We start from the raw sequence: 20,781 nt of genomic DNA, 5'->3' as shown, positions 1-20,781 counted from the left end.
ACGATAAAGGAACCGTTGGTAGAATTACAAATGAAACTTATTATTTAAGGAGCATTACATGCGCAAAAAAATACGTAAAACACTCAAATACAGCATACTTAGTATTATTTTAATAGTTATAGTAGCTCTGATATTTCCCACATGGACACCCAAAATTAAAGGTGAAAACAGCATCAGCATGTTAGAGCAGGTCGAAATTAACGGTACAGGACATGAAGTCATGATCAGGGGTGTTGATCGGACTAACCCTATCCTGATTTTTGTGCATGGCGGGCCGGGATGCTCGGAGATTCCATACGTAAGGAAGTATCAGAAAGAGCTTGAGCAACACTTCACGGTGGTGCATTACGATCAACGTGGGAGTGGAAAGTCCTATCACTTTTTTGAAGATTACTCGAATCTCACAACAGATGTATTAGTAGATGATTTGTTAGCGTTAAGGGATTATGTATCTAAGGAGTTAGGTCAAGAGAAGGTTATATTAATCGGTCATTCATTTGGTACATACATCGGGATGAAAGCTGCGGCTAAAGCACCTACTCAGTTTCACGCTTATATAGGCATTGGACAGATGGCTAATACACTTCAGAGCGAACTGGAAAGTTTGGAGTACACGTACGAGCAAGCGAAACAAGCCGGTAATGAAGATGATGTTAAAAAACTGGAGCTAATCCGTAGCTCGATCGAGCATGGAAAGGAACTTACGCCTAGAATTTTGTTGCAAAAGTACGGTGGTGCAGCCAGACTCATCAACGAGAATAGAGATTATATTTCAGGATTCCTTTTAAATCCCGAATATAATGGGCTGGATATGATTCGCTTTTATTCAGGGATGTTCAGTTCACAAGACATCTTACTGAGGGAAGCATTTGATCAAAATTTACCTGATATTGTTGATCATCTGGAGATTCCTACCTATTTTGTAACGGGTAAATATGATTATATGACCACTGCAAATACAGCACGTGATTATTTTGACGTATTGGATGCACCGATCAAAGACTTCATTGTATTCAACGAGTCGGCGCATTACCCACAGTTTGAAGAGAGAGAAAAATTCGTAAAGTGGTTAAATGAGCTATTTTAATATGCATTGAGAGGAGCAAGATCATATTGTTAAATGAATTCATTGAGCTTGAAGAAGAGAGTGATGAGAGTTACCGGTGTTACACTCTGCAAAATACTGTGCAAATATTTAAACATTGCATACAGGATGAGGATTTAAATGACGTTCGAATATATGTGTCCACAAATACACCGTTAGATTCAATTGTTTATAAAATAGAAGACTACATTAAGTGGTTTTCAACTTGTGAGACTGTCTTTCGAGAATATTATGAAAATGAACTTCATGAAAAGGTACATCAGAATTGGTTTAATGAGATTGAAGTCTATCGTGTGGATATCACATTTAACAGTGTAACCGACTACGGCGCAACAATATCTTGCGGAGATCATATTTTGCGCGATCACATCATGATTATTGATTTTGATAGAGAACAAATCCAAGCAATTCACATAAACGGATAGATGGATTATTTTGTAGTAAATAGTCACAAAAAACAATAAAGATATCGCTTTATTTTCCATAAATGTGTTATTATGTTGGTGGTGGACGAAGAATTCATTTGTTTGATCGATAGAGAGAGGAGGCACGTATTCTCGTATCATTCAATCTGTATGCATAGATTAACTGCACTGCTTGTTAAAAATAATAGAATAAGCGGAGGTATGGTTATGTTCAAAAAATGGAAGAAATTTGGCATCAGCAGCTTGGCACTGGTATTAGTGGCTGCGGTAGCCTTTACGGGATGGAGCGCTAAAGCATCAGCAGCGGACGCTTCGCAAATAGTGTCTGAGATGGGTGCAGGATGGAATCTCGGCAATCAGCTGGAAGCAGCGGTGAACGGTACACCGAATGAGACAGCTTGGGGCAATCCTACGGTAACTCCAGAGTTAATCAAAAAGGTAAAAGCGGCAGGCTTCAAATCCATTCGTATTCCCGTTTCCTATTTGAGTAACATTGGAAGCGCTCCCAATTATACAATCAATGCGGCATGGCTGAATCGAATTCAGCAAGTCGTGGATTATGCGTACAATGAAGGTCTGTATGTGATCATCAATATTCATGGTGATGGGTTTAATTCCGTACAGGGTGGATGGTTACTCGTGAATGGTGGCAATCAGACTGCCATTAAGGAAAAATATAAGAAGGTGTGGCAGCAGATTGCCACCAAGTTTAGCAACTACAATGATCGTCTTATTTTCGAATCCATGAACGAAGTATTCGATGGTACCTATGGCAATCCAAACTCGGCCTATTACGCCAATCTGAACGCATACAATCAAATCTTTGTGGATACGGTTCGTCAGACTGGAGGCAACAACAATGCCAGATGGTTGCTGATTCCAGGTTGGAATACCAATATTGACTACACTGTTGGTAATTATGGCTTTGCTCTTCCGACAGATAATTACAGATCCTCGGCTATTCCTAGTTCGCAAAAGAGAATCATGATCTCGGCACACTATTACTCTCCTTGGGATTTTGCAGGTGAGGAAAACGGTAATATCACACAGTGGGGTGCAACTTCTACGAATCCTGCCAAGAAGTCTACTTGGGGACAAGAGGATTATCTTGAATCGCAGTTTAAGTCCATGTACGACAAATTTGTGACTCAGGGCTATCCTGTAGTGATTGGTGAGTTTGGTTCCATTGATAAAACGTCCTACGATTCCAGCAACAATGTATATCGTGCTGCTTACGCCAAAGCAGTTACCGCAAAAGCTAAAAAATACAAAATGGTTCCTGTTTATTGGGATAATGGGCATAACGGTCAACATGGATTCGCATTGTTCAACCGTTCAAACAAAACCGTGACGCAGCAAAATATAATTAATGCCATCATGCAAGGTATGCAATAATTTATTGTCTATCAGCATCCGTACAAACGGCGTGTTCCTGTAAAAGGGACATGCTGTTTTTTTGTGCTACCGGAGATGAAGATGAACAACATTTACCAATGCATTTTACATAAGCCACATACAGAATTCATTAAATCCCACAATAGCTTTTATATACTTAATTTGCTTGATATAGCGAACTAAAAGGACTAGGTGGTAGACAGAATGTTAAAAAAACGTGATTTGCAGGAATGCCTTTCACTGTACAGCTTAATGATGGACCCCGCAGTTTCTCCTTACGTTCGTTATCAATGCCAATCGTATGAAGAATATCTATTCCTGACCAAACAATTGATGGTCGAAGAAGAGCAAAAGACAGTGATTTCCCGAACGATTTTGAATGAAACAGGGCAGCCTATTGGAACCATTGATCTATATCATATTGAGCATCAAACCGGTTTTTTAGCCACATGGATTGGTTCACCGTTTTTTGGAAATGGGTATAGCCAAAGAGCCAAATCAGCCTTTTTTGTTGAATTGTTTCTGGAACATGGGATTGAAACGGTATTTATGAAGATACGCAAGCAGAATATAAGATCCAGAAAAGCAGTACAAAAACTGCCTTATGTGAAGTTAGCCAATGGTGTGTATCCAGATGTATATCAACGGATTAATATGAATGAACAGATGTATGATCTGTATTATGTTGAACGGTCAGCCTTTTTCGAAAATAGTATGGATCTGCACCAAGTGGTAGCTACGTAACTTATTCAGAGAGCGTCAACAGCGGCGTCAGTGATGACGCCGCTATTTGATATGTTGATATAGGAACGGACCGTTAATATAACATGCAGGAATATGGACTAGAGAATCGAAAGACATTAAGTAGATAACCTCATAAAAAGTGGACGGTTAATCAAGGAGGCATGAAATGAATAATATTAACAAGATTTTGGGTGTAGTCCTCATGCTTGGCAGTGTGTTTATTTCGACGATGGAGAGAATTTCAATACGAGTATCTGTCGCTATAGTAGAAGCAGGATACGCTTCAGGAGGGACGAACGTACCCCAGTTTGCTCAGATGAACGAGCATCCAACAGGTTTACTCGTATGCTTCATGTTTTTTGTTGGATTCATACTATTGGTGGCGGGATTCCCCGGGAGTTATAAGAAAAATCGTAATCATGGGTATAACAAGGAAGTTTAGCTTGAGGAGGGATGAAAGTGGCCCAACAGGAGGAAGTGTTATCGGGAGGTAATGTGAATCAGGTCGTCAGAATAGGTGAGACGGTTCGACGGCATACGAAACCAAATCCATATGTGAGTGAATTGCTTTTACATCTCGAAAAAGTTGGTTATGATCATGCCCCTCTATTTCTGGGAATAGATGAACAGGGGAGAGAAACGCTCTCTTACCTTGAAGGCATCGTTCCAGGCAATGACTACCCTGATCTAGAAGAGTATATGTGGTCAGACGAATCTTTGATTGAAGTCGCAAAACTGTTGAGGAGTTACCATGATGCGACCGTTGGATTTACAACAACATCAGTTTCAACGAACAGATATCCAGGCATAACAGAAGATGAAGTTGTATGTCATAACGATTTTGCGCCGTATAATGTGGTGTACAAGGATGGCCGTCCTCAAGGCATTATTGATTTTGATATGGCGGGTCCGGGTCCGCGAATGTGGGATATCGCCTATGTCTTGTATACATCCGTTCCACTCGCAAATTTCTCACCAGAGATGGACGGAAAGGGTGTAATGCCATACGTCAGCCAGGCACACGGAACTGTTCGAAAAGAACGGATTGCCTTATTCATGGCTACGTACGGGCTGAGTGTTCCAGCAGATTTGAAGGATTGGGTCATATCCCGTATCCGTTTCATGTGTAAAACACTGACTGATCGTGCGGCTGATGGAGATGTCGCTTTTATGAAGATGGTCGAAGAGGGGCATCTGGCCCACTATGAGAAAGAAGTCATTTTTCTTGAAAACCATTGGGATGAATGGGTTTGAAAGGTAATGCTAATGGACCGCGTGATAGCCTACGGGCTGGACAGCGGTTTTTTTTGTTTTCATCTTTCAAATCCCTATAAATTCCTTTCTAATCATTTTCAACAATTGTGATCAACAATACAGCAATATAGTTCAGATTAGATCGAAATAACTGTGATACAATTCATTGTAAAGCGCTATCATTGTAAATTATTAAACTATATTGCTTTTTATATTCTGGGAAGGGAGATCTTACTGATGCTAACCATACACACCCCGACGAATATTGCTTTGCAGGAAAATGAAGTTTATGTGCGATCAGAAGCAGATAATTTTCAGGATGAATGGCCTGTTCATACGCATAATGGGTATGAGATACATTATTTTATTCAAGGAGATGCAACCTTTTTAATCGGTGACCGAATATATAAGCCGCTGCCTGGAGATATGTTTATATTCAGAGGCGGTGTGCCCCACCGAATCAATCCTTCAAGAGAAATGGTGTACAAGCGAAGTTTTGTCAATTTCACGGAATTATTGCTTTTGGACATGCTTGCTGTCAGTCAGTTGGAGAATCTGATGTCCATATTCCGTCATCCCAATGGGTTATTGGTGCATTGGCCTCCGGAGGAGCGTGAGTATATCACAGCTATATTTAAGGGAATCAAGGAGGAGATGGGGGCAGGAAATACAGGGTACAAAACAATGGTCAAATTAAGTCTTACCCAATTGCTACTGCGGATTTACCGGAAAACAACCAGTGAGCAATCCGCCAATCCTATCTTATGTTCTTCCCAGAAGCAAACAAGCGTAAGCCGGGTTCTTCATTATTTAAACCAGAACTACACGGAGAATGTTTCATTGGATGAACTGTCCAAAACACTCCATTTGAATAAATACTACATTTGTCATTCTTTCAAAGAGACGACGGGATATACCATAAGCAACTATGTTATACGGAAAAGAGTTGCAGAGGCCAAAAAATTGTTGCTGTCTACGGATGCACCGATTTTGTCCATATCTGAGACGCTAGGTTTTAACACACCTGTATATTTTAGCAGGGCCTTTAAACAATATGTGGGTGTATCACCACAGTTATTCCGTAAAAGTGAATTGCTCAACGAAGCCAAAATTCATTAGAACCTTCCAAGGAGATGTTGATATGACAAGAAGAACAACGTTTAAGCTCATCACTAGCATGGTATTGGTCATGTTACTCATCGTATTGACTGCTTGCGGAAATTCAGGTACCAATGCTAATCCAAAACAAACAACCCTGGATTTCCTGTGGTTCTCTGACGGAAAAGAAGGAGAAGTCATCAAGGAAATCATCAAAGATTATGAGCAGACCAATACCAAGGTTAAAATCAACCTGATTGAAGTTGGCTTCAAGGATATCCAAACCAAATTAAAAACAATGTTATCCGGTGGAAAGCCACCTGCCCTGAGCCGGGTCACGGATACCGGATCATTTGCTAATCAGGCGGTTGATCTGACACCTTACGTGGACAATGCGGACCAATTCGAGGATCAATTTATTGACTCACTTAAACCTTATTATGTTATTAATGACAAGCTGGTAGCGGCGCCTATGGATGTTACAGCGAATGGGCTTATTTATAACAAAACCTTATTTGATAAAGCGGGCGTCAAAGTACCGACCTCTCCTGACCAGGTATGGACGTGGGATGAATACACAGCTGCGTTAAAAGAGGTTATGGACAAAGGCGGAGCACGTTATGGCATGGTATGGGATGTCACACCGCATAGATGGTCCACTCTTTTGTATCAGAATGGCGGAAGCATCTTAACAGAGGATGGCACTGCAGCAGCGATTAACAGTGAAGCCGGAATCAGTAGCATGGAGCAGTTCAAGCAGCTTCATCAGGAAGGGATCATGCCCGAATCCGTATGGCTCGGAGGGGAAAATCCGAACAACCTGTTCCGTTCCGGGACGGTGGCTACCCACTGGGCTGGCAACTGGATGATCAGCAATTACAAGGATATCACTGATTTTGAATGGGGAGTCACCTATATGCCAAAAGGAACACAACGTTCTTCAGTGCCAGGCGGGAAGTTTCTGATGGCATTCAAAGGCAGCGGATATGAGCAGGAGGCGGCAGAATTTATTGAATACTTAACGTCCAAAGAAGTGAATTCAAAATATAACCAAGAATCATTGTTTATGAGTCCGCGGAAGGACAGCTCTGTATTGAATTATGAATTCGGCAAGGAGATGTTTGAAATTTTCGCAGATGAACTGAAGAACAGTTCGCCTCTTGCAGCTAATGACTGGTCCAGACAGACCATTATATCCAAAATTTCAACGGACCTGAAAAATAATATTGTTGAGGTTTTATCCGATAAGGCAACTCCGCAGGAGGCATTGGATCGAACAGCCAAGCTGATTAACGAGGCTATTGGCAGTCAATAAACGTAAAGCGCTTTGGTTAATTCGTATACGGGGGCTTACCGATTCCTGTGAAGCCTCCCTTTCGAATAACGCATAAGGAAGGGGCAAGCAGATGAGTGAAGGACAACGATTAAACAAAAATACGCTGGCAAAACAGAACAGGAAGCTCGTTATTGCTCCTTATCTGTTTATACTACCCAACCTCCTGATCTTTGGAACTTTTATCGTATTTCCCTCTTTATTGGGCCTCTATTATTCCTTTCATGTCTATGATGGATTGAACCCAATGAAGTTCAACGGGCTGGATAATTATATCAAAATTATAGGGGATCGGGAATTTTGGTCGACCATCGGACGAACGGGGATTTATGCAGCGATTGTTGTCCCGCTAATATATGCAGCAGCGTTAGGCATTGCTTTGCTGCTTGCGCGCGAGATTAGAATGCGCGGGTTCTTCAGGGCCGTATTTTACTGGCCGACCATGATTTCTTACATTATCGTTGGATTGACCTGGAAGTGGATTTTCGGAGATTCATTTGGCATTTTGAATCATCTGTTAACCGTGGTTGGTGTGGAACCTGTCGGCTTTTTAACCTCTTCCTTTTGGGCAAATACGGCTGTAATCATCGCGACAGTGTGGTCACGTGCAGGCTTTTTCATGGTCATTTTTATCGCGGGTTTGCAGGCTATACCTACGGATTATTATGAGGCTGCCCGCTTGGACGGGGCAACGGGAATAAAGGTGTTCCGCTATATCACGCTCCCGCTTTTGAAGCCGACAAGCTTGCTTGTTGTTATGCTGACTCTGATTGACGCGTTCAAAGCATTCCCACTTATGTTTGCGCTTACAGGTGGTGGTCCGGGCAAAGATACCACCTATATTGTTCAATATATTTATGAGATTGGCTTTAACAGACAGGAGCTCGGTCTGGCCAGTGCCATGTCGGTGATACTGTTTATCCTTATTGGTGGATTCTCGGCTCTGCAATTCCGTCTATCGAAAGGAGGGGCTACGTAATGGTAATGAAGCCTATGGTCAAAATCTTCATCTACAGTCTGTTAAGTGTTGCCGCAGTGGTGTGGCTCCTGCCTGTCCTGTGGGTCGTGATTTCTTCTCTGAAAACGAATAGCGATCTGTACAGCTTCCCTCCCAAGTTGTGGCCGCAGCCCGTCACCTTTGAGCATTTCAAGGAGGCATTTAGTAAAGGCGATTTTGGCTTGTATTTTATGAATAGTACGATCGTAACTGTAAGCTCAACGCTGCTACTGTTATTGATTAACTCCATGGCAGGTTTTGCATTGGCGAAATATCGCTTCCGCGGAAGCGCGATCATATTAATTGCTTTTGTCTCAACACTCATGATTCCGATTGAGGTAATTATGATCCCTATATTCAAAGTGCTGAGTGCACTGGGGTTGTATAATAGCCTACTCGCGATTATTATCCCGCCAGCAGCAACCCCAACAGGTGTGTTCCTTATGCGGCAGTATTTGTTGTCCGTACCGGACGAGCTGTTGGAAGCTGCCCGGATGGATGGAGCGGGCGAATGGAAAATTTACTGGAGCATTATTCTTCCGATAGCGAAGCCGATTCTTGCGGTGCTCGCAATCTTCTCCTTCATGTGGAGATGGGATGATTTTGTATGGCCATTAATTGCGATTAGTGATCCATCGAAATATACGATTCAGCTTGCGCTCTCTAATTTTATTGGTGAATACAACGTGGATTGGGGAAGTTTGCTTGCGATGTCCGTCATCACGATGCTTCCGGTACTGATTGTTTTTATGGTTTTCCAGCGGTATTTTGTCAGCGGTATGATTACTTCAGGAATGAAAGGATGAGTTGAATGTCAGATACCACCCGGAGTGGGATGGATACCTTGAATTATAAACCTATGAAATTAGGTCACAATCAGGTCATTAATCATTGGATGATCAGCGGCATATATACAAAGCCTGTTGCCTTTGTTCCAACAACGATGGAGGGAGATATTAATGATTGGCTTATCGATGGTTTTGCCATTCATGAGAATCCATGCAGAAAGGAATTTGTAGAACATAGGAGAACGCAGCCTGTGAAGCGATTTTTTGATCAATGGAGCGAGTTTCCTAGCCCGGGAGACGACTTCGTTGGAGAAGAGAACGGAATGCCTTGGGCACTGTATTCTCCTTGGAATAATCCACGGGTGGAGCAATCAGGATTTTGGTTTGTACCGACACATCTGCGCAGTTACGCGGCGACAAGACTCATTTCTCCGACTGCTCATACCGCCTCTTTGCGGATTAAGACCTATGGCAGTCTGACGTTGTGGGTGAATGGGGAAATGGTAACGGATTTTGCGCCACTCATGCGTAACAAGGAGCAGGAAATCGTAATTAAAGCTGAACTTTTAGCTGGAATTAATGAGATCTATGCCTGCTGGGAGGATCTGGCTGAGCGGGATACCATGTATGCCTTTGCGTTGGAATATCTGGGAGACGAGGAATTGGTGATTTCCCTGCCTATTGCTCCTCATTTGGCGGAGTCTGTAAAATCCGCAGAGCAAGCCCTCGAACAGGCTTATTTTCCTTCGGATCTCTTCAGAGGTGAGCAGATTAAGCTCAAGCTGCCGCTTCCCTTGCCGGATATCGTTAGAGAGGTTGATATTCAGTATGGCAATTTTTTTGACGGTACCGAAAACAAGACGATACACATCGCCGAAAAGGAAACGGACTTGGTCCTGGCACATACGAATCAACTCGGTCATCATTACGTATATTTCACGCTGGCTATTTCAGTTTCAAATGTTGTACTAACCAAGAAGTTTGGCTGCCAATCCTATGATACGAGCTATGATGAGGCAGCTCAGCAAGCTGCGGATATTGAAGCCCGCAAATCCTTGGCTCTGCGATGTATTGCCGAGAAGGGCAGTCCCAATATTCATAAGGCCATTGCCATGCTCAAAACAGGAGGTAATCTGCAAGAAGCGGAGAACATTTTGCTTGAGGGTGTGGAAGGGATTGAGCAACGGAAGGATTGCAGTGACTTCTATCTGGTGGGACTGTTCCGTCTTTGGAGAGATGAGCGAAATAGCGGTCTGTTCAGTGAATCGTTCTGGGATTGGGTGAAAGCAAGTATTCTGGGCTATCGGTATTGGATTGATGAACCTGGCGATGATGTGATGTGGTTCTTCAGTGAGAACCATGCCTTGTTGTTCCATACCAATGAACTGTTAGCCGGACAGCTGTTTGGAGATGAAACGTTCAGCAACAGTGGTGAATCCGGTGAAGTACACCGTCAAAAAGCAGAGCAGAGGCTTGCATTATGGTTTGAGCGCTTTTTGGATGAAGGATTGGCAGAATGGAATTCGAGTGCATACATTCCGATTGATGCGGTTGGGTTGTTGCATATCTATGAATTTGCCCATAATGAACAGCTCAGACAGCAAGCCAAAAAGGCAATGGACCTATTATTCTATTATATTACCGTTCAGATGCATCAAGGAGTCTTGTCCACAACGTTTGGGCGCAGCTATGAGAAGGAACTGCTGGGTGGTTATGCAGCGGGAACCACTTCAATGTGCTGGATCGCTTATGGCGTTGGCAATGTAAACAATTATTCAATAAGCAATGTTGCCTTGAGTTTATCGGATTACAGCCCTCCAGCAGCATATCAGGAGCATCTGTTGCTTGGGGACAATCAGCAGTTGGTGTTCGCTAATCAGCAGGGCAAGGGAGGTTACGCCAAGCTCTATCATTGTCGGACCAGGGAATACTCCTTATCCTCAATCATTCGCTTTCGTCCAGGCAAGCCAGGTTATCAGGAGCATGTCCAGCATTTATCTCTGTCACCTGAGGCGCTGATCTGGGTGAATCATCCGGCAGAAATATACAAGCATGGGGATGGTCGACCTTGCTTCTGGGCTGGGAATGGGATATTGCCCGATGTTGTTCAGCATGAGGGGATCGCTTTGATGATGTTTGATATTCCTGCGGATAACAACTCTGACTGGACACATGCTTATTTTCCTACTCACTCCTTCACGGAATGGGTAAGGCATGAGAACTGGCACTTTGCCCGTTTGGATAAGGGTTATGCAGCTATATATGCGGCCAACGGGACGAGTATGGAGAGCAGCGGGGTGACAAGAAAACGTGAGCTTATTTCACCTGGCTTGCGTAACGCCTGGATTATAAGAGCAGGAAGCGAACAGCAATTCGGGTCATTTGACGCTTTTATCAACCAAGTTCGTTCTGCAAGCCCGCAATTCGATAATCAAGCTTTAACTCTCACTCTAACAGACCCGGTATATGGTCCAATTCAATGGGGAATGAACAAGCCTTTTCTTATTAAAGAAGAGGAAATTATACATGAAGGTTATGGAGTGAAGGGACAACTGAAGTTACTGGACATGTAGCGCTGAATCATTTGCAAGAAACCAAGGGAGTGATAACCAACATGCCGAATCAAATGGTGCTGCAGGAGAGAATAAGCAAGGTATCCCAAGCGATGGAGTCTATGAAAAACACAAGTATCAATGAACAGTTTCCCATCGGACTAATCGACATACATCTATGGGAATGGCCGCAAGGTGTCGGTCTGTATGGCTTGCTTCAACTCCATGAGGCAACGAAAGATCCTAAAGTGCTGGAATTTCTCGAATCATGGTACAATGCAAGGCTGATGGAAGGGTTACCGGAAAAAAATGTGAACACCTGCGCTCCGCTCCTTACTTTGATCTCACTATGCGAGCTGACCGAAAACAGGGAGTACGAACAGGTCTGTGAGGAGTGGAGCAGTTGGATCATGGATGGACTGTTGCGAACCGGAGATGGTGCGTTTCAACATATGATTACGGGAGATGCCAATGATGGTCAAATTCTGATTGATACCCTGTTTATGACGGTGCTATTTTTGGCCAAGGCAGGGGTATACTTCAAGAAACCCGACATGGTGGAAGAAGCCAAACGACAGTTCCTTGTGCATATCAAATATCTATATAACAAGAAAACCGGATTGTTCTATCATGGCTGGGATTTCAATGAAAATCATAACTATGGTGCTGTTCATTGGGGAAGAGGCAATGCATGGTATACAGCGGGAGTTATGGATTTCCTGAATATCATTCCGATCGAAGACGGGTTAAAGGCCTATCTGTTGGATACAGCAACCGCTCAAGTCAGAGCACTGAGCAAGCTTCAAGGTGAGGATGGCATGTGGCACACTGTGCTGGATGATCCAACCTCTTACAAAGAAACCTCGGCAACGGCAGCGATTGGATACGGCATTCTTAAGGGAATTCGGTATGGATACCTGGATGAATCCTATCGCCAGAATGGCTTGAGTGCGCTTGAAGCGGTGTTGAAACAGATTGATGATAACGGCGTTGTACAGCAGGTGTCCTATGGTACACCTGTGGGGCAGGATGCTCAGTTTTATAAAGATATAGCGATCAGTCCGATGGGATATGGACAAGCACTTACGTTGTTTATCCTGATTGAGGGCTTGCGGGCTCCAACCGCCGAATAGAATCAGGCGGACTTGTACGGAGGATAGGGGATACAGTTTCCTGTATCCTCCTTTTTGTTTTAGTAAGCTCGAATCTCGATTAATTGGGCATATCTGCTGCCATTTGTGGCATCAATTATGATTCTCAGAGCCTGAGCTGACAAAGGGACATCCAGGGAATGAATAACTTTTCTTTTGTGATTTTCTTGAACACTTGCGACTTGTGTCCATTCGCCAGCAGGAGTCAGTACCTCCACGTGATAATCACGCACCAGCTCAGGCATCACACGGAATGTTGTGTGATGGTGATGTAAATTAACCAGATCCTCGTTCACATCATCATTAAACGTCAAGTGCAACTCAGCCAAGGTTTGTGGCTCTTCCCATGTCAGTTGCACCCATTCAGGATTGCCAGACTGCATCGGCTGCGACATCCACTGTTGCGGCCCACCGTAAGGGCGATGATAACCGTTAATCGTGTTGTCCGCTGAATATGCCGAAGTCTCAGAGAGGGTACGACAGCAGAATGGCTGACGCGCGAACCCCTGCATGGACCATAATACGACAGGCTGATTCGTGGCATGATCCTCCAGATTTTTGGACACGTGGTTTTCTTCTGTTTTGAAGAAGATCAGTACTCCGCTGTGTGCTTCTGTCGAATGGTAGAGTGAGACGGCTTTATTGGAGCGGATGATTATAAAAGCATTCTGCGGTTCTTCCGGTCGCCATTCGAGCGGCAGCTTCACCCACTGCGCATTTCCTGTTGTAACGTTAACAGTCGCCGTAACTTGTAACAAATGCGGGACGTAGTTCTCCTTACGCCCCGTATCCCACAGCTCTACCGTCAGTGCGGTATCGCTGGATGCATCCAGCAGTAGCTCCAGGCCGCTGAGCACTGGATGCACAGGCAGCAACAGGGCGACATCTGTACCCAGCGGGTACGTCTCGCCAGGCTGCTCAAGGGCGATGCCCGTCAGCGTGCTGGAGGCTGTAACCTGGGCACGCCGGGCCAGATCCAGCTCATCGTGGCTGCGCACCCCGATGATGGAAGCGTCCTGCCGCAGCAACGTCTGTTGCAGGACCGCTAGATGCCTCGCGTGCAGCTCGCGCGGCGACACCCCCATGGACGTGCAGAGCGCTGCGCCCGTACCCGCGGCTTCGCCGATGACCGCGCATGTTGCCATGACGCGCGTTGTGCCGAAGGCGACATGTGATGCACTGATGTCGCGCCCGGCCATGAGCATATTCCGCACATTTGCGGAATACAGCGAGCGGAACGGCACGTGATATACGCCATCGGCATGCATATGCTTCGAGCCGCTCGCTTCGGCGTACATGCCCTGCGGAGGATGCAGGTCAATGGACCAGCCGCCAAAGGCAACGGCATCCGGGAATTCCCGCTGGCTGATTATATCGTTCTGGGTGAGCACATAGTCACCCGTGAAGCGGCGGTACTCCCTTTTGCCAGGCAGCGAACCAATCCACTCCAGCGTCATATGATCTGCATCAAACTTGCCGGAGTTCTTGATATAGTCCCAGATCCCGTAGATCACGGACCACAGTTCATCACGGATCAGCTCATTGTCATGAACGGTGTCATGTTCACCGCCCCATTCAATCCACCAATAATGACAACCGGAATCCCCGCTGCGAATGACCCGGCGAATCGGAATGCTGGTCTGTGTAATATCCTTGGCAAAAGAAGGGGGGATATAACGGACAGGCGCACCAGCATCCTTGGTATAAAAGAGAAGTGTACTGCCCAGCGTGATCTGATCAGCCACCTCTGGTGCCCACTCTTCGCCATACTCGCTGCGGGCTTCCCGGCCGAGTGCAAACTTGGCTCCAGCCAGAAAGCCGACCAATCCATCACCCGTACAGTCCAGATAGATCTGACTTTCGAATCGGATTTTGCGCTCAGAACCCATCATCCAGCCAGTGACAGAGGTGATCTTTCGTTCATCCCCATCGCCAGTAGCCTCGACTTCATGTACATCCGTGTTCAGGTACAGGCTGATGTTGGATTCAGCTCGAACGGCTTCCAGAATGATTAAGTCCCAGAGATAGGGATTGCCCTCCGGATTACGATACTGATTCTCTACAAATAGTTCCCCCATAATACCCGTTTCCCGGGCATAACGGTTAATCCCGTGGGCGGTGGCACCGCACACCCAGACCCGAACCTCGCTGCTGGAATTGCCGCCAAGCACGGGGCGGTTCTGCACCAGCGCAACCTGCTGCCCCATGCGGGCAGCGGCTATCGCGGCGCATACACCAGCAAGTCCTCCGCCGATGACGGTGATGTCGTTTTGTACATGCTCTTGTTTCATATCTGTGACCTCCTTAACTGAAGTTAGATCCACCTTCACTCCAACTACATATCTATAATTTCATCTTAGATTTATATATTCACTTTTTAAATGCACTATACTATCATCAAACATATACTTTATTTCACAGAAAGGGTGGTCAAGTCATGGAGCTGCTTAACCACATCTACTGGAAGCAAAAAGGAGAATTTGCTCTTACGGAAGATATCTATACGACTTGGGTGGCTTTTGCCGTCGAAGAGGGAATATTCCATTATGAGATTGGGGGTCAGATCGGAGAAGCGAGTTTTGGCGATCTGGTGCTGTGCCCCCCGGCGGTTCCTTTTCGGCGGACAGTCATTACCCCGCTGACATTTCACTATTTACAGTTTAGCAGTAGCCTGGAGGAGGAGGAGTTTCTGCCACCAGCCGGAAAATCGCTGATTAATGACACGAAGCGGTTAGCCTCGACGTACGCTTATTTACGCCAGGACAGTGAGGAGAATAAGGGGGGAGTTGCCCGTTGGAAGACACATTTTATGATGGATTTGTGGCAGTTGTATCAGGTGGAACGCAGACAGAATCGCTTAAAGGAGCGGAGATTTACCGAAGACGCACGAATGGCTGAAGCGGCAGCGCTACTGGAGGAGCGGGCGGAAGAGGAGATCAGCCTTCAGGAATTGGCACAGCGACTGGCCTTGAGTCCGGTGCAGTTGACAAGGCGTTTCCGGGAAGCTTTTCAGGAGACGCCATCAGGCTATCTCAAACGGGTCCGTCTGAAAAAAGCGCAGAACCTCTTGGCTGACAGCAGCCTGACCCTTAACCAAATTGCCGAGCGATGCGGATATGAGAACGGTTTTTATCTAAGTAGAGTGTTCTCCAAAACGTTGGGCATAAGTCCATCTGAGTATCGCAGGAGACACAGGGTGTAGGCTGAAAGAAGTAAGCAGAAAGCTTTGAAGACTACTTTAAAGACAACTTTTGAAGCCAGCGGAGCACCAGGTATACACCTTCGTTATGGGTTGTCAGATTATGGAGGAGCTGGTGTGAATGAGTGCAGAAGCAACGGATACTGCATTTCTAACCGAAATTAGAGGGGGAAGTACATTTCAGTTGTAGATCATAGACAATTTATACTATAATTTACCATATGGAGTCCTTATCCGAACGTATGCCCCCCCCCGTATCCGTTTGAATGAGGACTCTGATTTTATAACTAAAACCAAGGAGGTGGATATGGCCTTAGCCTTTGGAATAAGGAATTCATCCTAATATTCGATAAAGGAGAATGGAAGCGATGAGAAAAATGATATTTTTGAAAGCGCTTAAATTTGTTTTGATGATAACTTTGTTAGTTCCTTTGTATTGGGCGGCTCCATCTGTCCATGCGGCAGAAGGGGAAAATACCTTGATTCTGAGTCATGATTTTGAAGATGGCACGGTCCAGAGCTGGAGCGGACGCGGTGAAGTAGAAACGCTTCATGCAAGCGCCGTTGCAGCGCGTACCGGAGATTATGGACTGGAAGTGAGCGGGCGTGCTATGACATGGCATGGGCCAGCGCTGGATGTGACAGAACTTTTGGAGGTGGGACAGACGTATGTGTTCACTGGCTGGGTGAAGCTTCCGGCGGGAGCGTCCAGCACAAACCTCAATATGTCTTTACAGCGTACCCTGCCAGATATAACACATTATGAAAATTTAACATTCGGTACCGCATCCGCAGGCGGATGGACTAAGCTTACTGCACAGTTTAAAATGCTGGAACCAGCGAATCAGTTATCGGTTTATTTTGAAGTGCCAGACAGTGCCACAGCTTCTTTTTATGTGGATGATTTCCGATTGGAGAAGCTGCCAGATCTCGGACCCATTGTGATCGAAGAAGACATTCCTTCCCTACAGGATGCTTTTGCGGGCAAGTTTCGAATTGGGACGGCCTTCACGAACAATGAACTACTGACCGAACCGGACAAGCAACTGCTTACGAAGCATTTTGATAGTCTGACACCAGGCAATGTTCTGAAATGGGACAGTACCGAGCCGCAAGAGGGTATGTATAATTTCAGCGGGTCGGATGCCGCAGTCGCTTTTGCAGCAGCGAACGGACAAGAGATACGCGGGCATACCCTCGTTTGGCATACACAAACTCCGGATTGGGTATTCCACGATGCCAACGGCAATCTGGTGAGCAAAACGGTGCTGTATGAACGGATGCAGCAGCATATTGAGACGGTAATGGAGCGTTATCAAGGCCAGATCTACGCTTGGGACGTTGTGAATGAAGTCATTGATGCCTCCGAGCCGGATGGCCTGCGGCGCAGTCTGTGGTACCAGATTGCCGGGGAAGAATATATTGAGAAAGCATTTGAATTCGCCCATGCAGCGGACCCGGATGCCAAGTTGTTTATTAATGACTACAATACCCATGAGCCGGCCAAAAGCCAGGCCCTCTACAATCTGATCACTCGCCTTCAAGCCAAGGGTGTGCCTATTGACGGAGTCGGTCATCAAACACACATCAGCCTCTTTTATCCAACCCTTTCGGAAATTGAGAGTTCCATTGTCAAATTTAAGGCGCTGGGCCTCGAAACACATATTACTGAGCTTGATGTAAGTGTATATTCCAATGATTCGCAATCTTATGATATCTTCCCGGAAGAACTGAAGACACAGCAGGCAGCGCTGTACAAGTCCCTGTTCCAGATCTTCCTGAGGCATACGGACACAGTCAAAAATGTTACCTTGTGGGGCAAGGATGATGCCAATACCTGGCTACGAACCTTCCCGGTCGCTCGCAACAACTGGCCGCTGCTTTTCGACGAGCGACTCCAGTCCAAGCCAGCCTATTGGTCCGTATTAGAGACGGTCCAGGTCGAGGCAGTACCAGCCGCTCCGCAGAATCTGACCGCCACTGCGGTTAGCGACAACAGCATCAATCTAAGCTGGAGTGCATCTGCAAGTGCGACCTCCTATACGGTAAACAGGTCGCTGACAGCAGCCGGACCGCATACATCTGTGGCCGCTGTATCGGGAACAAGCTATAAGGATATGGCGGTATCTGCTGGAACCACCTACTACTATGTGGTGAATGCGGTTAACAGCGTTGGGAAGAGTGTGAACTCTGTTCAAGCTTCCGCAAAGGTCCAGGGTGGAGGGCCGCCAGAGCCTGCTGGTAATCTGACTCTAGCTTATCGTGCAGGGGATACAAATCTGCTCGATAACCAAATGAAACCGCAGTTTGTCATTCACAACAACGGTACCTCCACAGTTAGCCTGAATGAACTGACAATTCGTTACTGGTATACAGTGGACGGGGAGAAACAACAATCCTTTTTCTGTGATTATGCACAGCTTGGAGGCAGTCAGATCAGCGGCAGCATAGTGAAACTGCCTGCACCTGTTCCTGGAGCGGACCATTATCTGGAACTGAAGTTCGGTACCGGAGCAGGCGTGATCCCGGTCGGAGGAACCTCTGGGGAGATACATACCCGGTTGCACAAAGCAGACTGGTCCAATTACAGCGAAGGGGATGATTATTCCTTTAACCCGCTGCAGACCTCTTTTGCCGATTGGACCAAGGTAACTCTTTACCGGAACGGCGAGCTTGTCTGGGGAGTGGAGCCTATATCCTAATTTACTAAGTCGTTATATCTAGCCTAGCCGGAGATCCCAGATCTCCGGTTTTTTTAATGCAATAGAACAAATCTGTGTATCTCTATCCCTTCCCTGGCAACTGGTATCACATATCCATGCGAATGAGCCCGGCCCCGGCCGAAGCGGGGGAACTGATGGTATAATGATCTCAATAATTGCAGGAGGAGCGCTGAGGGGATGACAAAGCCCGACTGGAAGACCTTTTTGCCGCATAAGCTCAGGTATCGGCTGTTTGGTGCGTTTGTGGTGTTGATTCTGCTGCCATTCAGCGTACTTAATGTCTACAACTATGGACAGATCGAATCTCTAGTTGAGCAAAAAATCAGCGAACAGAGCCACGAGCAACTGGTGCAGATGTATGGTTCTCTGGAGGACCAGATGAGTATTGCATTTAAAACCCTGATTTTTCTGGAACAGGATTCAGCCGTAAGAAACGCCCTGACTTCTCCAGACAATCGTTCTCCGCTTGAGAATAAGTCGTTGGTGGAAGAGAAGTTCAAGATGATCAACAACAGTTTTTTTCTATATAATCCTTCCGTGTACTTCACGCTGTTAGATTTTCATGATAACGTTTACACTTCGTATTTGCCCAAAAAAGCTCTGGCCTATGGCCCTTATCGGGAACAATTTCGCAAGCATCTTGGAGAAATGACCTTTATCAAGGGCAACACTGATTCAAACTCGTTTCCATCAGAAGAGTTACTCTACCGCTGGGATGCCCGGGATACCAACCATGTCCTGCGGGAGTTATCCTCCAGCCCGTATCTGTTGTCCCTCTATGCGTATATGAAGGACAGTGGCGGCAAAAGGTACGGAATGGCACGGATCAGCATCGATTATTCGTACTGGTTTCAGTCTATGTTGAAGGATTCGCAGAGCAATCAGGAGTATTTCCTGATTACTGGCAATGGGGAAACAATTGCCCGCTCGTCCGAAAAAGCGGTACTTTCCCCAGACGTGACCCGGGAAATTGCACTTCATCCGGCAGAGGCCTATCTGACGGATAATGATTCAGATACGCTGATTAACTACGTATACATCGAGTCACTGGACTGGTACATGGTAAATCGTATTCCACTAGCTGTGTTGTTTACGGAGATATCGGGGCTTAAGCAGCGCTATTTTTTAACGTTTTTTGGCTTCACAGCAGCATTTGTGCTCATGGCCTTTATGATCTCGGCGACGTTCACTCGGCCTTTATCACATCTGCAGAACCAGATGAAGGAGGTTGTACGCAAAAACCTCAAGGTCCGTATCCCTGAAGGCCGCAGCCGCGGAGAAGTGCTGGAACTGACCCGTACGTTCAATACGATGCTGGATGATGCCAATCAGATGATCAACAGACTCAAGGCGGAGGAACGCCAGAAGGAAGCGGTACATTTTCATATGCTCCTGGCCCAGATGAATCCGCACTTTCTCCTGAATACATTGAATACAATGAAATGGAGTGCGATCCGCAGCGGGAATGAAGAGATCTCCGAGATGTGTGTTTCCTTGGGCAAATTACTGGAGGTCAGCCTGAATTCACAGGTCGAATTGGTATACCTGAAGGACGAGATTGAGTTGGTTCAAGCCTACCTTCATATCCAGCGGATTCGTTACCGCGATAGCTTTGAGGTGACTTGTGAATTTGACGAAAAACTTGAGTATGCGCTCGTGCCCAAGCTGAGCTTGCAGCCACTGGTGGAGAATGCCATTCACCACGGTGTCGGGCCACTGGAGCAGCTTGGTCAGATCCGCATCGGAATTTACAGGCAAGACACAGGAAAGCTGATTCTGGAGGTGGCAGACAACGGAATTGGCATGGAGGAATCCCGGCGTCAGCAGATGACCCGCACACGTCCGGGGATTGGTCTGTCTAACCTTAAGGAACGATTGCGATTATTGTTCAAAGGCCAAAGTGAACTTGAAGTGATTGATACCAAGCCGGGGACATTAGTGAGGTTCAGCATTCCTTTTTTATTGTCGACGCCGTACGTACAGAAGCGATCTCACTAGACGACTGGAGAGGGGAATC

General features: G+C 45.9%; 16 protein-coding genes. 15 read left to right on the top strand and 1 reads right to left on the bottom strand.

All coding sequences use genetic code 11. The features are described from left to right. The first annotated feature begins 58 nt into the window (after positions 1 to 58). The 12 genes from IFU39_RS08415 to bglB all read left to right on the top strand — a co-directional run bounded on the left by IFU39_RS08415 (position 59) and on the right by bglB (position 12,824). Positions 59 to 1,087 carry an alpha/beta fold hydrolase gene (locus tag IFU39_RS08415; protein ID WP_192132188.1) on the top strand — a complete coding sequence of 343 codons (1,029 nt, stop codon included), beginning with the start codon at positions 59 to 61 and terminating at the stop codon, positions 1,085 to 1,087. A gap of 26 nt (positions 1,088 to 1,113) precedes the next feature. After that, entirely contained in the window at positions 1,114 to 1,530 is a 417-nt protein-coding gene (locus IFU39_RS08410) for a hypothetical protein (RefSeq protein ID WP_192132186.1), read from the top strand. Between the two features lie 207 nt (positions 1,531 to 1,737). Beyond that, positions 1,738 to 2,925, top strand: a complete 1,188-nt coding sequence (locus IFU39_RS08405; protein WP_076327775.1) for a glycoside hydrolase family 5 protein — start codon at positions 1,738 to 1,740, stop codon at positions 2,923 to 2,925. Between the two features lie 204 nt (positions 2,926 to 3,129). Further along, complete coding sequence (locus IFU39_RS08400) at positions 3,130 to 3,669, top strand: GNAT family N-acetyltransferase (RefSeq protein WP_192132185.1); 540 nt, start codon at positions 3,130 to 3,132, stop codon at positions 3,667 to 3,669. Between the two features lie 166 nt (positions 3,670 to 3,835). Beyond that, positions 3,836 to 4,111: a hypothetical protein gene (locus IFU39_RS08395; RefSeq protein WP_192132183.1), complete on the top strand. Its 276-nt coding sequence runs from the start codon at positions 3,836 to 3,838 to the stop codon at positions 4,109 to 4,111. A gap of 11 nt (positions 4,112 to 4,122) precedes the next feature. Then, positions 4,123 to 4,923: a phosphotransferase gene (locus tag IFU39_RS08390; RefSeq protein WP_197997729.1), complete on the top strand. Its 801-nt coding sequence runs from the start codon at positions 4,123 to 4,125 to the stop codon at positions 4,921 to 4,923. 237 nt (positions 4,924 to 5,160) lie between these two features. Continuing rightward, the gene (locus IFU39_RS08385; RefSeq protein ID WP_036609061.1) at positions 5,161 to 6,042 is read left to right on the top strand and encodes an AraC family transcriptional regulator; all 882 of its coding nucleotides are present in this window, start codon (positions 5,161 to 5,163) and stop codon (positions 6,040 to 6,042) included. A gap of 22 nt (positions 6,043 to 6,064) precedes the next feature. After that, the gene (locus tag IFU39_RS08380) at positions 6,065 to 7,336 is read left to right on the top strand and encodes an ABC transporter substrate-binding protein (RefSeq protein WP_192132178.1); all 1,272 of its coding nucleotides are present in this window, start codon (positions 6,065 to 6,067) and stop codon (positions 7,334 to 7,336) included. 91 nt (positions 7,337 to 7,427) lie between these two features. After that, on the top strand, positions 7,428 to 8,333 hold the full coding sequence (locus IFU39_RS08375) for a carbohydrate ABC transporter permease (protein ID WP_074094691.1): 906 nt from the start codon (positions 7,428 to 7,430) through the stop codon (positions 8,331 to 8,333). After that, the gene (locus IFU39_RS08370) at positions 8,333 to 9,157 is read left to right on the top strand and encodes a carbohydrate ABC transporter permease (protein WP_076327781.1); all 825 of its coding nucleotides are present in this window, start codon (positions 8,333 to 8,335) and stop codon (positions 9,155 to 9,157) included. The genes IFU39_RS08375 and IFU39_RS08370 overlap by 1 nt, the downstream gene beginning before the upstream one ends. 5 nt (positions 9,158 to 9,162) lie before the next feature. Further along, positions 9,163 to 11,712, top strand: a complete 2,550-nt coding sequence (locus IFU39_RS08365) for a hypothetical protein (protein WP_192132176.1) — start codon at positions 9,163 to 9,165, stop codon at positions 11,710 to 11,712. 41 nt (positions 11,713 to 11,753) lie between these two features. Then, positions 11,754 to 12,824 carry a beta-galactosidase BglB gene (gene bglB, locus IFU39_RS08360; RefSeq protein ID WP_101313873.1) on the top strand — a complete coding sequence of 357 codons (1,071 nt, stop codon included), beginning with the start codon at positions 11,754 to 11,756 and terminating at the stop codon, positions 12,822 to 12,824. Positions 12,825 to 12,883: 59 nt separating this feature from the next. Here the strand turns inward: bglB and IFU39_RS08355 are convergent, their stop codons facing one another. Then, positions 12,884 to 15,166 (bottom strand): FAD-dependent oxidoreductase, encoded by a 2,283-nt coding sequence (locus IFU39_RS08355; protein ID WP_342345649.1) that lies wholly within the window; start codon positions 15,164 to 15,166, stop codon positions 12,884 to 12,886. 113 nt (positions 15,167 to 15,279) lie between these two features. Between IFU39_RS08355 and IFU39_RS08350 the strand changes: the two genes are divergently transcribed. From IFU39_RS08350 to IFU39_RS08340, 3 genes are all read left to right on the top strand, one after another. Next, positions 15,280 to 16,044 carry a helix-turn-helix domain-containing protein gene (locus IFU39_RS08350; RefSeq protein WP_127546136.1) on the top strand — a complete coding sequence of 255 codons (765 nt, stop codon included), beginning with the start codon at positions 15,280 to 15,282 and terminating at the stop codon, positions 16,042 to 16,044. 365 nt (positions 16,045 to 16,409) lie between these two features. After that, positions 16,410 to 18,743, top strand: a complete 2,334-nt coding sequence (locus IFU39_RS08345) for an endo-1,4-beta-xylanase (RefSeq protein WP_206759551.1) — start codon at positions 16,410 to 16,412, stop codon at positions 18,741 to 18,743. 198 nt (positions 18,744 to 18,941) lie between these two features. Continuing rightward, the gene (locus IFU39_RS08340) at positions 18,942 to 20,762 is read left to right on the top strand and encodes a cache domain-containing sensor histidine kinase (protein ID WP_192132170.1); all 1,821 of its coding nucleotides are present in this window, start codon (positions 18,942 to 18,944) and stop codon (positions 20,760 to 20,762) included. The last annotated feature ends 19 nt before the right edge of the window (positions 20,763 to 20,781 follow it).

The organism is Paenibacillus sp. CFBP 13594 (assembly GCF_014842675.1).
In the GTDB taxonomy this organism is placed as follows: domain Bacteria; phylum Bacillota; class Bacilli; order Paenibacillales; family Paenibacillaceae; genus Paenibacillus; species Paenibacillus amylolyticus_B.
This window is presented reverse-complemented; position numbering and strand designations above follow the sequence as displayed.

What these genes read in the sequence shown, in the direction of transcription:
- bglB (WP_101313873.1), top strand. Translation starts at nt 11,754, where the DNA reads ATGCCGAATCAAATGGTGCTGCAGGAGAGAATAAGCAAGGTATCCCAA.
- IFU39_RS08395 (WP_192132183.1), top strand. Translation starts at nt 3,836, where the DNA reads ATGAATAATATTAACAAGATTTTGGGTGTAGTCCTCATGCTTGGCAGT.
- IFU39_RS08385 (WP_036609061.1), top strand. Translation starts at nt 5,161, where the DNA reads ATGCTAACCATACACACCCCGACGAATATTGCTTTGCAGGAAAATGAA.
- IFU39_RS08345 (WP_206759551.1), top strand. Translation starts at nt 16,410, where the DNA reads ATGAGAAAAATGATATTTTTGAAAGCGCTTAAATTTGTTTTGATGATA.
- IFU39_RS08380 (WP_192132178.1), top strand. Translation starts at nt 6,065, where the DNA reads ATGACAAGAAGAACAACGTTTAAGCTCATCACTAGCATGGTATTGGTC.
- IFU39_RS08415 (WP_192132188.1), top strand. Translation starts at nt 59, where the DNA reads ATGCGCAAAAAAATACGTAAAACACTCAAATACAGCATACTTAGTATT.
- IFU39_RS08350 (WP_127546136.1), top strand. Translation starts at nt 15,280, where the DNA reads ATGGAGCTGCTTAACCACATCTACTGGAAGCAAAAAGGAGAATTTGCT.
- IFU39_RS08340 (WP_192132170.1), top strand. Translation starts at nt 18,942, where the DNA reads ATGACAAAGCCCGACTGGAAGACCTTTTTGCCGCATAAGCTCAGGTAT.
- IFU39_RS08405 (WP_076327775.1), top strand. Translation starts at nt 1,738, where the DNA reads ATGTTCAAAAAATGGAAGAAATTTGGCATCAGCAGCTTGGCACTGGTA.
- IFU39_RS08400 (WP_192132185.1), top strand. Translation starts at nt 3,130, where the DNA reads ATGTTAAAAAAACGTGATTTGCAGGAATGCCTTTCACTGTACAGCTTA.
- IFU39_RS08390 (WP_197997729.1), top strand. Translation starts at nt 4,123, where the DNA reads ATGAAAGTGGCCCAACAGGAGGAAGTGTTATCGGGAGGTAATGTGAAT.
- IFU39_RS08375 (WP_074094691.1), top strand. Translation starts at nt 7,428, where the DNA reads ATGAGTGAAGGACAACGATTAAACAAAAATACGCTGGCAAAACAGAAC.
- IFU39_RS08365 (WP_192132176.1), top strand. Translation starts at nt 9,163, where the DNA reads ATGTCAGATACCACCCGGAGTGGGATGGATACCTTGAATTATAAACCT.
- IFU39_RS08370 (WP_076327781.1), top strand. Translation starts at nt 8,333, where the DNA reads ATGGTAATGAAGCCTATGGTCAAAATCTTCATCTACAGTCTGTTAAGT.